The following is a 13,364-nucleotide window of genomic DNA, read 5'->3' as shown; positions in this document are numbered from 1 at the left end:
ACCTATTGATACCAAAAAAGTATCAATAATTCAATTGTATTAGCAATTATCGTTTCACACTGAATCTATTAGTATGAAATGGTACGGAGGACGCATGAATAAACTTATGGATGTACTTATAATTGGCGGTGGACCTGCGGGTTTAAGTGCTGCGATGTCTTTAGGAAGAATCGGGCGGACAGCTTTGGTATGTGACGATGCAAGACCTCGCAATGAGGCCTCAGAACATCTTAATAACTTTCCGACACAGGACGGGATTCACCCTGCGACGTGGAGAAAAGAAGCCCGACGCGATCTCGAAAAATATAAAACTATCCAATTTTTTTCAGGCTCGGTCGCTTCGGTCGAAAAACACACGAATTTTTTTCGCGCCCGACTTTCTTCCGGAGAGGTGAAGGATTTCCGAAAAGTGATTCTTGCTTATGGTATTCAAGATCGCCTCCCTGCAATTCCCGGGTTAAAAGAATTATGGGGAAAAGCCGTTTTTCATTGCCCGTATTGTCATGGCTTTGAAGTGCGAAATCATAAGTTGGGACTCGTGGGAAATGGCAAATTTCTTGCGCATGGTATACCGATGTTTTCAGCGCTTTCTAAGGATGTGGTGGTATTCACAAACGGTCCTGCCGATTTTCCAGAAGAACTGAAGCTTCAGATGAAGAAGAACAACATCGAGATCGTTGAAAAGAAGATCAAGAAATTGCTTTTTGAGGGAACGCGTCTGCAAGGCCTTGAGTTTGAAGACGGTACGGCGAAAGAGCGAGACGCTTTATTTGCGACTCCACTTCTTCCGTTTCAAATGAAGTCAGATATTGGTCAATCTCTAGGATGCGAAAAAAACGATATGGGACTTTATCAAGTCAACGAAATGAAACAGACCTCGGTCCCTGGTGTTTTTGCAGCAGGAGATAACATGACGATGATGCAGTCCGTGCTTCAAGCGGCGGCAAGTGGTTCCATGGCGGGAGCCGGAGCGGTGTTTGAGCTTGTGAACGAAGATTTTTTGAAGGGAAATTCTTATGAGATTTAAGTTTGGCTTAAGTGATGTGCCTTTTTTAAGTCTTCTACAAGGTCCTTCATTTTTTGCTCGCGGTCGTCGTCATTGAATGCGCGAAGAATCGCAGATGGATGCCATGAGATCGTAAGGCTTTTTGCAAAGGCACTAGAGGTATTTACTTTATTTCTTTCAGATTGAATTTGCACAAGGCGGCCGTAAAGAGCCGTACCCGCCGTCACTCCTAAGGCCAGAATAACTTTGGGTTTAACCAAAGCGATTTCAGACTCAAGCCATGGTTTGCAGGCGTGCATTTCAGCTCCGGAGGCTTTTTTATGAATACGCGCTTTGCTTTCTGTTCCTTGTGTCCATTTAAAATGTTTTACGGCGTTTGTCACATAGATGGATTCTCGATCGATACCTGCTAATGCCAGTGCTTGTGATAAAATCTGTCCCGCTGGGCCGATGAAGACTTTACCAGCAAGATCCTCTTCATCACCCGGCTGCTCACCCACGATCATCAGATCAGCCTGTAACGGTCCTTCACCGAATACAGTGTGATTGGCTTGTTGAGCAATAGGACAAGCTTTACAAGAAAGAGCGGCTGTACGAAGTTCTTCCCAAGAACTTGTCTTTGGTACTTCCGCTTTAAAGCGCGGAGCCTCGGCCATGTCTTGTAATCGTTTAGGTGTGTTGCGTATCAACTCGTGAATAATTTCGGTCTCTGGAAGGCTAGACCAATACTTTGGCGACATTTCGGCCTTCATCATTTTAATTTTTAAGCGAGCGGGATTAAAAATAGACCGGTAATAAGTTTTCCAAACTTCGTCGAAGGGGTCTTCGTGGTCAAACTCGTTTTGCGGCATGCCTTCAGAAAAAGACAAGCTTTGTAAATTCCAGTGAGCGGATCCGTCAGGTGTAAAAATAGACCAAGGCTTATCTCCGAAGCGTCGAACAAAAAACGGAGAAGCCAAGGGAAGAATCAAGTGCTCGGGTTTATGCCAGGCAACGTAAGTTTCGACGCCGTCAATGTCTGCTTTTTTAAATCGAACAAAGGCGTGCATCTTGTGAATATCGTGGCGAACCGATTTCGCAAGTAGCTTTGCTTTATGCACATCCTCATCCACAACAATGTTTAGAAGATTCTGATTTTCATGATTCAATCGGAAGAGCAGTCGATACAGCAAGGCCCATCTTTCAGGATCGCGCGCGCAGGCCACAGCCTCGGCGAGTTCCATAAACTCCTTAGGAACTTTTGGATGAGGGACCGGAGCAAATAAAGCCGTTTCTTCAAAACTAAAAAGAGAAGGGGATTCATCCCAATAAGTTTGATTCGGTGGAACACCTTTTATCAAAAGATCACGGGCTTTTAATCGCCACGATTCAAAAGTTAAGCTCATAGCTCGCCCGTTTTTGCTGTCACGGCCAAGTCAAAAAGTGAAAGCTGGTTCGAACTCGGTGCCACGGACTCTTTCAAGTGTTGTGAGTCTAGCAACATCACATCGGGGTTGTGATCTGAGGTGATAACAAAATAACGAGCTCTTTTTAAAGGAACGCGCAGTTTGGCGAGATCCATCAAAGTGATCTTTCGAAAGGGCCGCATCTGAAGAATTCTTTCGACGTTGCGTACACCAAATCCCGGAACCCGCAAGAGCTGTTCTCGAGAAGCCGTGTTCACGTTCACCGGAAAATACTCTCGATGTTTCAGAGCCCAGGCTGTTTTAGGGTCCATGTCCAAAGCAAGATTTGGATCCTCAGCACTTGTTAATTCTGAAGCGTCGAATTTATAAAACCTTAAAAGCCAGTCGGCTTGGTAAAGTCTATTTTCGCGTATTAGTGGCGGCTGCTCTGTCGGAAGCAGAACATCGGCGTGAGGAATCGGACTATAAGCAGAGTAATAGACCCGTCGTAAGGAATATTTCTTATACAAATTTTGCGAAGACTGCAGAATTAACGAATCCGAACTGGGAGTTGCTCCCACTATCATCTGCGTTGTCTGTCCCGCCGGAGCAAAACGAGGAGCACGGAAAGTTTTCTTTTGCTCCTCTTTTGTCTCTTTCACTTTTTCTGCGATCTGATCCATGGAAGTCGTAGCGGATTCAATTGTTTTAGCAGGAGCTAAAAGATCCAGATCCGGCTGCGCGGGCATTTCAATATTTGCGCTGACTCTATCAGCCCATAAGCCGGCTTCTTCAATAAGCTCTTGTGAAGCACCAGCGACAACTTTTAAGTGGATGTATCCTTGAAAGCGATGAGCTTGTCGCAAAGTTTTTGCCACTAAAATTAATTTTTCCATTGTCGAGTCTGAGCTTTCAACAATACCTGAACTAAGGAAAAGCCCTTCAATGTAATTACGACGATAGAACTCAAGTGTCAGGGTGACGATTTCTTCGGGACTGAACTTGGCTCTTTTAACGTCGCTTGATACGCGGTTGACGCAATATTTGCAGTCGTAGATGCAAAAGTTCGTCATCAGAATCTTTAAAAGGCTGATACATCGGCCATCCGGAGCATAACTATGACAAATTCCCATGCCTTCAACATTTCCCATACCTTTGGGATCTCTTTTGCGTTGCGATCCGCTGCTAGAACAGGACGCATCGTACTTCGCGGCGTCAGCTAAAACAGAAAGCTTCGATTTTAATAAGTTCCAGTCGGGAAGAGCCATTGATTTACATATTATTTACATATACGAAAAAAGCAATAGTTTGGTCCAAAAATGAGGAAGTTTTTTAATTTCTTTGGCTTTTTAGTCCAGAAAATCCATCATGAACTAAACCAAATTTCATAAAGGAGTTCTTCATGGCTTACGTAGATGGCTTTGTGATTGCGATTAAAAAATCGAAGCTTAAAAAGTACCAGCAGATGTCTAAGAAAGCTTCCAAAGTATGGATGAAATACGGTGCTCTAGAATATATTGAAACCGTGGGTGATGATTTGAAAGTAAAAGGAGTGATGCCATTTACGAAACTTGCAAAAACAGAATCCGGCGAAACTGTGGTGTTTTCTTGGATTGTTTATAAATCAAAAGCTCATCGCAATGCCGTTAATAAAAAAGTAATGGCGGATCCTTTTATGACATCTTTCGACCCCAAAGACAGCCCGTTTGAAATGCATAAAATGGCGTACGGGGGATTTAAAACCATCGTTTCTGTTAAATAGTAAAAAGGGGAGAGTATCCCCTTTTGTTTTAGCTTAAACTGCGTGCAATGCGACGGCGGTCGCGATCTCTTTCGGGAACATCTAGATAGTTTTCAACGTCTTCAACGCCAGGCAGTCCGTCTATGATTTCTTGAGCAAGTCGGCGAACTCGACGAGTTTCAACGGTCCCATCTAAAAAAACAATTCCGTCGCGCACAGATACTTCAATTTCGCTCGCATCAATATCGGGATGTCGGGACAAAACTTCACACACATCTTCATAGATACGTTCATCGGTGCGGCGGTAATTTTTAGGACCCACTCCAGAATAGTCTCGTTCGCGACGGGCAAGGTCCCGATTGCTCTCACCGGGAATGTAACGAACATTGGGGTTCATAGAACGATCCCACTCGTAAGATTCAGCCTCGGAATAGCTGTAACCTGAAGAAGGATTATGAATGGCATTTGTTCTTAATCCATAGTCGACGCTATCAGATGTGAAATGACGATATCGTGGATTTGTGTCTTTCATGAAAAAGCCTCCCTGCTCTGTAAATTCTGAAATAGGAATCCGATTTTACAGAGCAAAAAGAAGAGGCAACGCGAAACTACACCTTGCTGTTAATTCCCAGAGCGATTAGCCCGCAGAATTTAACGGAAGCAAATCTTCACTGTGTGAAGTCGGTGGTCTAGTGGATCCCATTTTCACCGGCACTTTCGACGGCAACTTGCTGACAGGCATTTCCTCTGGGGTTTCGGATTTGCCTTTAACAACTTGGACAAGTGTTGAAATCACATTCTTTAAGCTGTCTGCTTGTGCTGAAAGTTCTTCTGCGGAGGCAGCGGCCTCTTCAGACGATGCGGCATTGACTTGCGTCACTTGATCTAACTGATTCATGGCTTTGCTGATCTGGGCAATCCCATTGGATTGTTCAGTGCTGGCAGCGGAAATCTCTTGATTGAGTTGGGCCACTTTCGTGATCGCACTCAATATCTCAGTTAGGACAGCACTGCTTTTCTCTACTTGCTCACTGCCATGTTCGATGCGGCCCACGCTAGACTTAATGAGTTCCGCGATGTCTTTAGCGGCAATCGAACTGCGCTGGGCGAGGGTTCGAACAGCCTCGGCGACCACCGCAAAACCTTTGCCTTGTTCTCCGGCGCGTGCCGCCTCTACGGCCGCATTTAAGGCCAAAAGATTTGTTTGGAAGGCTATGTCGTCGATCACATTGATAATGTCCGAGATCTTTTTAGAATCTTGGGAAATCTCTCCCATGGAAGAGATTAATGAACCCATTTCTTTTTCGCCTCGAGAAACGATATTGCTGGCTTGACTCGAAAGCAAAGACGCTTGGCCGGCATTTTCAGCGTTGACCTTGACCATTGATGAAAGCTCTTCAATGGTCGCGACGGTTTCTTCCAGGGAAGAAGCCTGTTCTGTGGTAGCTTCCGAAAGTTCGACAGAGGCGGAGGCAATTTGTTGGGACGCTGCTGATACGTGATTCGACGAAGCAGAAAGATTTCCGATGATTTGGTTAATCGATTTTGATAGCGAACGCAAAATTAATCCACCAATAGATAGACCAAGAAGGATTGTCCCGATACTTGCGGTCAGCATCAAAACTTTGGCTGATTCATAATCTTTTTCTGCCTGTATGGCTTCCTTAGACATCCGCTCTTCATTTCTTTGTACGTTGCCATTAATGATCGACTCGCTTGTTTGACGAATTTCGTGACCCACGGACTGGCTTTGATGTAAAGCCTTGGTCTTATCGCCGGAGGCTACGAAGGCTTTGACCTCTTGCGTGTTTTTCCACCATTCCTGATAAGCGGCTTTAAACTTGGCAGCCTCTTCCTTGCCAATCTCCGTAGATACAGCGTGCAGATCGTCGACACGCTTTAAGATCTCGTCATGGCGAGTTTCCATGAGAGCATCGATCTTTTTCATTTTTTCCGGGTCGGTTTCTAGAATGTAGTTTCTTTCATTCATCAGTTGGAGATAAAAAGTGGAGCGAATATCTTTGACGATAGAGACTCGCGCAGACTTTTCATTCACAATGGAATGAAGAGTGTCGTTGATTTTTCTCATACGGCTCAGGCCGATGGCGGCGATCACAATAGATCCCGCAATCAAGATTCCCATAACGAAGTACATTTTAAAACTCAGACTGGTGTTTTTCATTTCCCCATCTCCGTGGAGTTGTTGCCACTGTTCGTGTTGTGGCGGTGGTTGGCGAATAGTTCGGGAGGAATTTCAAAATGCTGCAAACAAAAAAAATTAACTGGGCGGAATGCACCCTGGGTGGATGCTGCGTTTAAAAATAAATTCTTATTTGCACCTTTATGATCGGAGTGAGAGTCTGATCGCCGTAATAAATCCTGTCGAAGGTCGACAAGAATTTGAAGTACTTTCAGTTACGAGGGAGTTCGCTATGAGTACCAGTTTTTATACGTTTACGATGAAAAACATCCGTGGTGAAAACACACCTTTGGAAAACTTCAAAGGAAAAGTGGCGTTGGTGGTGAACGTGGCCTCTGAGTGCGGCCTGACGCCGCAGTATGAAGGTTTGGAAAAGATTTATGAAAAGTATCAAGAGAAGGGATTCGCAGTTTTAGGATTCCCCGCAAATGAGTTTGGCGCGCAAGAGCCTGGTAGTAACGCCGAAATTCAAAACTTCTGCCAAAGCAAATTTGGTATTAAATTTCCCATGTTTGAAAAAATCGTGGTGAAGGGTGATGGTCAACATCCTCTTTACCGCTTCCTTATTGAAAAGAAACCCGTGGCTACTTTGAAAGACGGCGTGAACTTTGAACAGCAGCTTAAAGAGTACGGCATCGTGCGTGAAAAGAAAGAAGATATCCTTTGGAATTTCGAAAAATTCCTTATTGGCCGTGATGGTGAAGTGATTGCTCGCTTCTCTCCGGATATCACTCCTGACGATCCCATTATTATTAAGGCTATCGAAGCCGCTCTTTAGGCATTTTGACGGCGCTGATTCAAGAACTATATGGATCAGCGCCCCCTGTACGCGCCAAAACACTAGCCCAAAGCCCTTGCGCCTGTTCCTTCATTGACGGCCTCCTTTGTTTATTTCCACAATAAAAACATGAGTCGGTTCTCATAGATAGGTACGTTTTTGTGGAAAAGATTCCTTTAAAGTGGCGCTTAATAATTAATATTTTTATCTTCACACTTCCCATCGTTGTTTTGACGGTCTTGATGTACAGATCTGAAAGTGTCAACGTCGACTTTTCTTTGAAAGAATATGAGGGGAATGAATTGCAGAAATCTTACGAGGCTTTGTGGCAAGAGCTCGTTCATCTGCAGCTGGGAACTACGGATAAGTCTCCGGAAGATTCATTGAAAAGGTTAGAAGCGCAATATCATATTCGCGAAGAGCTCTTACAGTTTTCAGATGCAGAGCTTGCAAAAAGAAAACGTGAAATCGCGAGCTTTCAAGAGCTTTCTTCTTTGATTAAAGAGAAAAAATGGAGTGAGGCTATTTCTTCTGTGAAAACAGCAATCACACATTTGGGTGACACTTCCAACTTAATCCTGGATCCCGATTTAGACAGTTACTACATGATGGATATTTCTTTATTGGCACTACCGCAAATGCAGGATCGTCTTGCTAGTATCACTGGAAACTTAGATGCCCTTTATGTCAACGGAAGCGATGTTGATCGTCGTATTCAAGCGGCTCTCTACGCCACACAGCTAGAGGAATCGGACCTAAACCGCATCATTGCCGACAGCCAAACGGCAATCAATGAAGACCCGAACTTTTATGGAACTTCTTCGTCTTTACAAGAAAGAATACCGGCTGAGGTCTCTATACTGTCAAACAGTGTTAAGGACGTGATTGAAAAACTAAGAGCGCTCTCGCGAGGCGAAAGCGTTGAAAGAACCGCTCTATTTCAAAGTGGGATGAAGGCCATTGATCAAAGCTTCGCCTCCTGGACCGTTGCAAATGCCGAACTGGAAGTGCTTTTGAAAGTCAGAATCCAGACATTGCAGGACGGGCGAGCAAAGTCTTTGATTTATTCAGGCCTTGCGCTATTAGTGACCATTCTGATTTCCATTTATATTGGAAACACAATTGGCCAAAGCCTGACCTCGATTTTGAAATCGATCACGCGATTAAAGCAGTCAGCAGACACCTCTCAAGAAGTGAGCGCCGTATTGCAGAATGCTTCTCAGAGCGTTCATCAAAAGGTGACTGAACAAGCCGCCACAATTGAAGAGACCGCTGCCTCTATCGAAGAAATTAATGGCATGCTCAAGGTTAGCACAGAAAGTTCGCAACAAGCGGCGGCCGTCGCCACAAACGCGAACGCATCCGCCGTTAACGGTCAGGCCGAGATTATGGCAGTGCTTAATTCGATGAAAGATATCGCGATGAGTTCCAAGAAGATCGTAGAAACAATCACGGTCATCGATGATATCGCATTTCAAACAAATCTTTTAGCTTTGAATGCCTCGGTCGAAGCCGCCCGAGCCGGTGAACAAGGAAAAGGTTTTGCCGTTGTCGCGGATGCTGTCCGTTCGTTGGCACAGAAGAGTGCGACTTCGGCTAAAGAGATCAATTCTTTGCTTAAAGAGAATGTCTTTTTAGTCGATTCAAGTCAGGCGCGGGCTGATCAGGCGGCAAAACTTCTTCACGACATTGTTTCTTCTGTGCAAAAAGTGACCGCCCTAAATACAGAAATTGCGGGAGCTACAAAAGAACAAGCTGTCGGCTTGATCCATATTTCAAAGCTTATTAGTGCTTTCGAAAAAGCCACCAACGAAAATAAAGACAGCATGAAAGAAGTGTCTGATGCTTCTGACGAGGTCTTTGCACAGGTTCATCTATTAAATGAAATTATAACTCAACTTGAAATGGATGTTCGCGGTCGCTCTGCGGTCTTGCAAAAATCAAGTTCGCCCTCTCAGATTTTAGCAGAAGCTTAAGTTCCACGGGGCCACGTCTCTGGAATCTCGTCCCTTTTAAAATCTTGTTTTAGAGGGGTGAGAGCCGTCGTTTTATCTATAAAAACAAAGGCATCATAACGCTTTGACAAAGAAGAAGGCACGTAGTTCCCGAAGCGTTCATGTTCGGGATCATAGACGACACCAATCGCTCGGTGACCGTAAGTTTCAGATAAAATTTCACTGTTATTCAACCAAACGTAAAATGAATCTTCGCGAAGGTGTTTTGAGGCCTCATGAAAGTAGAATTCGTAGCTCTGCTCCCTTCCGGGCGGCACTTTCATGACTTCAATCGGTCCGTCCCAGGCATGAGAGGCGATGACTTCGCCTTGATATGTTCCGAATCCAACAAGCGCGACCTCTTCAGCACCCCATTGTTCACGGGCCAGTCCACCGATATTTACTTGGCCTTCCTGTAGCATGGGTGTGGCGCGGTAATCACCGATGTGAGTGTTATGCGCCCAAACGATGGCTTTTGAGTTTTCTCCATGACGGTTTAGAAGAATATCTAGTGTTTCAATCATGTGACGATCCCGGACATTCCAAGAGTCTTCTTCCCCTTGAATCATGGCACGATAATATTTTTCAGCATTTTTTACGATGCGCGCATTTTGACGAGCGTCGAAATACTTTTCAGAATGACGGGTCATCTTATCCAGTCGCACATTAAGAAGATCGGTTAAGGCTTTTAAGACTTGTTTCTCGCAGCCCTCCGGAAATTGAATCAGCGATCTGGCGTAAGTTCTTTCATCTCTTTGATACGGATCGAAACATGCGTACTGACTTTGAATATGATATGCCAAATCCGGATCAATGCTGTTGAGCTGTTTAATAATTTCATCAATGGATTCAAATAGTGAATACACATCCAGTCCGAAAAAGCCCACTTTCTGTTTTTCTTTCTTATTATAATCCTTAAGCCAGTGAGCCAATCGTACGATCTCGGTATTTGCCCACATCCAGGTCGGCCATCTTTGGAAACTCTTCAAAGCATCTTCGGGGGCTTTCGTGCGAGTGCCGCCTTGGGCAAAGCGATTGAGCTCCGCGCTGGGAGGCCAATCCCCCTCGACTGCGATAAAGCTGAATCCGTGGTGTTGAATAAGCTCTTGAGAAAGAAGGCGCCGCCATTTGTAGAATTCTTCTGTGCCGTGGCTGGATTCTCCCAGCATAACGATCTTTTTATCGGCGATATTTTTAATGAGTTTTTCTAAATCCCGATTATCCTTCAGAGGTACGGCGTTCTTTTCAATTTCTTGAAGAATGCGAGAGGAACCCGGGACTTGTGACGTGTATTGTGATGACTGATTCATGGCCCGATATCATCATAGACAACGGCGGGCCGAGAAAATAAATAAGCAGATTTGGTGAAGAATCAAAGAATGGTTTTTAGGCCTTCTTTACAAATTCGGACTTCAAATTGATCGCGCCGATACCATCAATCTTACAGGCGATATTATGTCCATCAGCACTGTCAACGAGGCGGATATTTTTAGCCTTTGAACCCACTTTTACAACCAATGAAGAGCCCTTCACTTTCAGATCCTTGATAACAGTGATGGAGTCCCCATCGTTAAGGACGTTGCCATTCGCATCGCGAATACTTGTGTCTTCGACTTTTTCCGCCGTGCCTTCAGCGGCGGCAAACGAACTCCATTCGTGACCGCACTCTGGACAAATCCAAAGATTTCCATCGGCATAAATATTTTCAGAATTGCATTGAGGACAGTGAGTTTGATTTTCCATTCTTGCAACCTATCATAGATCTTTGCGCTCTGCACGGGTTTGCAAAGCGTGTTCAATGAAAGTTTGGACCTTTAAAGAAACAAAGCGTTGAGGAGGATAGACGAAGTAAAAGTTCGCGGCACCCCATCTCCATCCCGGTAGGACGCGCACGATTTTACCCGCCTTTTCTTCCTTATCCGCCAATGTGCCTGGAAGAGTACCAATGCCATCTCCACCCAACACAAAAGCCTTCATTGTTTCCATGTCGTCGACGAAAATTCGGCTGGGCATAACGAGCTTTTCAGAGTCTTTGTCGCTCATAGCTTTGAACAGCCGGGGGCTAGAAGAAAACTTAATGAATTGGTGTTTCTTAAGATCTTTCACGGCTTTTGGTATGCCGTTCTTTTTTAAATAAGCCGGAGAGGCCCACAGTCCCAATTCATCATTATAAAACTTCTTCGCTATCAGAGTAGAGTCCTCCAAACTGCCGGTACGGATTGCGAGGTCTATTCCCTCGCCGATAAGATCCACTACGCGAGTTGTAAGAATAAGCTCCACCTGCATTTGGGGATATTTTTTCAAATAACCGCGAATAAGATCCGGCATCAATGAGTGCCCAAGATCCGCGACCGTGGTGATTTTTAAAAGTCCTTGAGGTTCCGCCTTAATCGCAGTGAGTTCACTTTCGCCCGCTTCTACTTCCTCCAAAGCTTTTACGCATCTAGAGAAAAACTTGCTACCGGCCTGAGTCAGATTGAGTTTGCGGGTGGTGCGCTGAAGTAAAGTGACTCCCAGTCGCCGCTCTAAGTGGGCTACTTTTCCACTGACAGTCGTTGTCGGCATATTTAATAACTTCGCCGCTGCGGTGAAGCTTCCTGCTTGAACTACTTTTACAAAAACGTCTATTCCATCTAAGTTCATTCCCTCATTATACGGATATCCGCATAATATTTCCAGATTTTACTGTCTAATCGCGCCCGCGAAGATAGTTCATACTTAAGGTGTCAAAAGGAGATAAATATGAACTCAGGAAAACTTATTCTTACTGGCGCTTCCGGAAATTTAGGTCAATTAACTTTAAAAGCTCTTTTAAAGCGGGTGCCAGGAAATCGCATCATCGTCACTACACGAACACCTGATAAATTGAAGGATCTGGTCCAACAAGGGGTGGATGTGCGTTTTGCAGACTTTGATGATGTGAACTCGCTAGAGTCGGCTTTTAAAGGCGGGTCCCGCTTATTATTGATTAGTACAGATCGTTTTGGAGATCGCATCAAGGCTCACAAAAATGCAGTCAATGCAGCCAAGAAAGCCGGTGTGAAGCATATTCTTTATACATCTCTTCCTCAGGCAGAAATCAGTCCTTCCGTGGTAGCTCCAGATCATTACGCGACAGAAGTAGCGATTAAAGAAAGTGGACTGACCTACACGTTCCTTCGCAACAATCTGTATATGGATAACCTGCTAATGTCTTTAAAAAGTGCGGTGGCGATGGGTACTTTATACGGCTCTGCCGGCGCCGGTAAAATCGCTTACGTCAGTCGTGCAGATTGTGCCGAAGCCGCAGCGGGGGCATTGGCGGAAGAGATCTATGAAAATAAAATCATCGATATCACAGGTTCCGAAGCTGTTAGTTATGAGGATCTTGTGAAACTTTTGAGCGAGGTCTTAGGTAAAACGATTCGTTATCAAGATCTTTCAGATTCAGAATTTGCAGGAGCTCTTATCAAATCCGGACTTCCAGAAGCTTGGGCGCAAGTTTTTATGACCTTTGATGCTTCCGCAAGAAAGGGAAGTCTTCAATCCGTGACGACAGCAGTGAAAGATTTTGCGCACAAAGAACCTGTTCTTTTAAGACAGTTTCTAAGTGAAAATCGCGCGGCCCTGCTTAATTAGAAATAGTTTGAAAGTATCTTTTTAAGGAATCAAATAAGGCGTCAAAGGCTTTCGGATCATGAAGGCCTTTGAGCATTCCGTAAAAGCCTTCATGAGTCATCACCACGAAATGAGCGACGTGACGAGTGTTGACGTCATTTTTTAGATAGCCTTCTTTCTTAGCTCTTTTGATATGAACTTCCATCTCGTCAATCCACAGAGTGAGCGAAGCCTCTAAGCGGTCTCGAAAGCCGGTGTCGATCGGCGCCATTTCTTGGACCAAATTGTTCAAAGGGCAGCCCAGTCGCAGTTCTTCAGGAGAAGCTTTGCCGATCAATGTCTTCATTTGTTTTAGAATTCCCTCTAGAGGATTTTCAAATCCTTCTAGTGGTTTAATCCATCTGTCGATGATCATAGGCTTAATAACCTCATCAACCAGTGCATAACCCAGTTCTAACTTCGTGGGAAACTGATGATAAAAAGCACCTTTGGTTAGTGAGGTCTGGTTAACAATGTCATCGATGCTGACACCCTGAAACCCGCGGGCGAAAACCAATGGAAAAGCGGCCTCCAGGATCTCTTTTCGAGATTTCTCAAGATTTCGTGTCTTTTTTGGGGCCGCGGTCTTCTTTTTCATAAAGAAAAGTCTAACAAAGTTCGATA

At 44.6% G+C, this 13,364-nt stretch carries 13 protein-coding genes; 5 read left to right on the top strand and 8 right to left on the bottom strand.

Annotation, left to right across the window (positions count from 1 at the left end):
* Nucleotides 1–94: 94 nt before the first annotated feature.
* Complete coding sequence (locus tag ACLWBD_RS16415) at nucleotides 95–1,027, top strand: NAD(P)/FAD-dependent oxidoreductase (RefSeq protein WP_413569013.1); 933 nt, start codon at nucleotides 95–97, stop codon at nucleotides 1,025–1,027.
* On the opposite strand, the gene ACLWBD_RS16410 is transcribed toward ACLWBD_RS16415, so the two are convergent.
* Both ACLWBD_RS16410 and ACLWBD_RS16405 read right to left on the bottom strand, forming a co-directional pair.
* Entirely contained in the window at nucleotides 1,024–2,391 is a 1,368-nt protein-coding gene (locus tag ACLWBD_RS16410; RefSeq protein ID WP_413569012.1) for a UdgX family uracil-DNA binding protein, read from the bottom strand. The two genes, ACLWBD_RS16415 and ACLWBD_RS16410, sit on opposite strands and share 4 nt — an antisense overlap.
* The gene (locus ACLWBD_RS16405) at nucleotides 2,388–3,659 is read right to left on the bottom strand and encodes a putative DNA modification/repair radical SAM protein (RefSeq protein ID WP_413569011.1); all 1,272 of its coding nucleotides are present in this window, start codon (nucleotides 3,657–3,659) and stop codon (nucleotides 2,388–2,390) included. The genes ACLWBD_RS16410 and ACLWBD_RS16405 overlap by 4 nt, the downstream gene beginning before the upstream one ends.
* Nucleotides 3,660–3,793: 134 nt before the next feature.
* On the opposite strand from ACLWBD_RS16405, the gene ACLWBD_RS16400 reads away from it, so the two are divergent.
* Complete coding sequence (locus tag ACLWBD_RS16400) at nucleotides 3,794–4,153, top strand: DUF1428 domain-containing protein (RefSeq protein ID WP_413569010.1); 360 nt, start codon at nucleotides 3,794–3,796, stop codon at nucleotides 4,151–4,153.
* A 28-nt stretch (nucleotides 4,154–4,181) separates the two neighbouring features.
* Here ACLWBD_RS16400 and ACLWBD_RS16395 read toward each other — a convergent pair whose 3' ends face one another.
* Both ACLWBD_RS16395 and ACLWBD_RS16390 read right to left on the bottom strand, forming a co-directional pair.
* On the bottom strand, nucleotides 4,182–4,664 hold the full coding sequence (locus tag ACLWBD_RS16395) for a BON domain-containing protein (protein ID WP_063205413.1): 483 nt from the start codon (nucleotides 4,662–4,664) through the stop codon (nucleotides 4,182–4,184).
* A 105-nt stretch (nucleotides 4,665–4,769) separates the two neighbouring features.
* The gene (locus tag ACLWBD_RS16390) at nucleotides 4,770–6,314 is read right to left on the bottom strand and encodes a methyl-accepting chemotaxis protein (RefSeq protein WP_063205412.1); all 1,545 of its coding nucleotides are present in this window, start codon (nucleotides 6,312–6,314) and stop codon (nucleotides 4,770–4,772) included.
* 250 nt (nucleotides 6,315–6,564) lie between these two features.
* On the opposite strand from ACLWBD_RS16390, the gene ACLWBD_RS16385 reads away from it, so the two are divergent.
* A complete protein-coding gene (locus tag ACLWBD_RS16385; protein WP_413569009.1) occupies nucleotides 6,565–7,110 on the top strand; it encodes a glutathione peroxidase in 546 nt (181 codons plus the stop codon).
* Between the two features lie 161 nt (nucleotides 7,111–7,271).
* Nucleotides 7,272–9,086, top strand: a complete 1,815-nt coding sequence (locus tag ACLWBD_RS16380; RefSeq protein WP_413569008.1) for a methyl-accepting chemotaxis protein — start codon at nucleotides 7,272–7,274, stop codon at nucleotides 9,084–9,086.
* Here ACLWBD_RS16380 and ACLWBD_RS16375 read toward each other — a convergent pair.
* The 3 genes from ACLWBD_RS16375 to ACLWBD_RS16365 form a co-directional block, all read right to left on the bottom strand.
* On the bottom strand, nucleotides 9,083–10,414 hold the full coding sequence (locus ACLWBD_RS16375) for an erythromycin esterase family protein (RefSeq protein ID WP_413569007.1): 1,332 nt from the start codon (nucleotides 10,412–10,414) through the stop codon (nucleotides 9,083–9,085). The two genes, ACLWBD_RS16380 and ACLWBD_RS16375, sit on opposite strands and share 4 nt — an antisense overlap.
* Before the next feature lie 76 nt (nucleotides 10,415–10,490).
* Nucleotides 10,491–10,847 (bottom strand): zinc ribbon domain-containing protein YjdM, encoded by a 357-nt coding sequence (locus ACLWBD_RS16370; RefSeq protein WP_063205408.1) that lies wholly within the window; start codon nucleotides 10,845–10,847, stop codon nucleotides 10,491–10,493.
* A 12-nt stretch (nucleotides 10,848–10,859) separates the two neighbouring features.
* Nucleotides 10,860–11,747, bottom strand: a complete 888-nt coding sequence (locus ACLWBD_RS16365; protein ID WP_063205407.1) for a LysR family transcriptional regulator — start codon at nucleotides 11,745–11,747, stop codon at nucleotides 10,860–10,862.
* Between the two features lie 99 nt (nucleotides 11,748–11,846).
* Between ACLWBD_RS16365 and ACLWBD_RS16360 the strand changes: the two genes are divergently transcribed.
* Entirely contained in the window at nucleotides 11,847–12,722 is an 876-nt protein-coding gene (locus ACLWBD_RS16360) for an SDR family oxidoreductase (protein ID WP_413569006.1), read from the top strand.
* Here ACLWBD_RS16360 and ACLWBD_RS16355 read toward each other — a convergent pair.
* Nucleotides 12,715–13,338: a TetR/AcrR family transcriptional regulator gene (locus tag ACLWBD_RS16355; RefSeq protein ID WP_063205405.1), complete on the bottom strand. Its 624-nt coding sequence runs from the start codon at nucleotides 13,336–13,338 to the stop codon at nucleotides 12,715–12,717. The genes ACLWBD_RS16360 and ACLWBD_RS16355 overlap by 8 nt on opposite strands.
* Between the last annotated feature and the right edge of the window lie 26 nt (nucleotides 13,339–13,364).

The sequence above is a fragment of the Bdellovibrio sp. HCB117 genome (assembly GCF_047305915.1).
Taxonomy (GTDB): domain Bacteria; phylum Bdellovibrionota; class Bdellovibrionia; order Bdellovibrionales; family Bdellovibrionaceae; genus Bdellovibrio; species Bdellovibrio bacteriovorus_B.
This window is presented reverse-complemented; position numbering and strand designations above follow the sequence as displayed.

What these genes read in the sequence shown, in the direction of transcription:
- ACLWBD_RS16415 (WP_413569013.1), top strand. Translation starts at nt 95, where the DNA reads ATGAATAAACTTATGGATGTACTTATAATTGGCGGTGGACCTGCGGGT.
- ACLWBD_RS16410 (WP_413569012.1), bottom strand. Translation starts at nt 2,391, where the DNA reads ATGAGCTTAACTTTTGAATCGTGGCGATTAAAAGCCCGTGATCTTTTG.
- ACLWBD_RS16405 (WP_413569011.1), bottom strand. Translation starts at nt 3,659, where the DNA reads ATGGCTCTTCCCGACTGGAACTTATTAAAATCGAAGCTTTCTGTTTTA.
- ACLWBD_RS16400 (WP_413569010.1), top strand. Translation starts at nt 3,794, where the DNA reads ATGGCTTACGTAGATGGCTTTGTGATTGCGATTAAAAAATCGAAGCTT.
- ACLWBD_RS16395 (WP_063205413.1), bottom strand. Translation starts at nt 4,664, where the DNA reads ATGAAAGACACAAATCCACGATATCGTCATTTCACATCTGATAGCGTC.
- ACLWBD_RS16390 (WP_063205412.1), bottom strand. Translation starts at nt 6,314, where the DNA reads ATGAAAAACACCAGTCTGAGTTTTAAAATGTACTTCGTTATGGGAATC.
- ACLWBD_RS16385 (WP_413569009.1), top strand. Translation starts at nt 6,565, where the DNA reads ATGAGTACCAGTTTTTATACGTTTACGATGAAAAACATCCGTGGTGAA.
- ACLWBD_RS16375 (WP_413569007.1), bottom strand. Translation starts at nt 10,414, where the DNA reads ATGAATCAGTCATCACAATACACGTCACAAGTCCCGGGTTCCTCTCGC.
- ACLWBD_RS16370 (WP_063205408.1), bottom strand. Translation starts at nt 10,847, where the DNA reads ATGGAAAATCAAACTCACTGTCCTCAATGCAATTCTGAAAATATTTAT.
- ACLWBD_RS16365 (WP_063205407.1), bottom strand. Translation starts at nt 11,747, where the DNA reads ATGAACTTAGATGGAATAGACGTTTTTGTAAAAGTAGTTCAAGCAGGA.
- ACLWBD_RS16360 (WP_413569006.1), top strand. Translation starts at nt 11,847, where the DNA reads ATGAACTCAGGAAAACTTATTCTTACTGGCGCTTCCGGAAATTTAGGT.
- ACLWBD_RS16355 (WP_063205405.1), bottom strand. Translation starts at nt 13,338, where the DNA reads ATGAAAAAGAAGACCGCGGCCCCAAAAAAGACACGAAATCTTGAGAAA.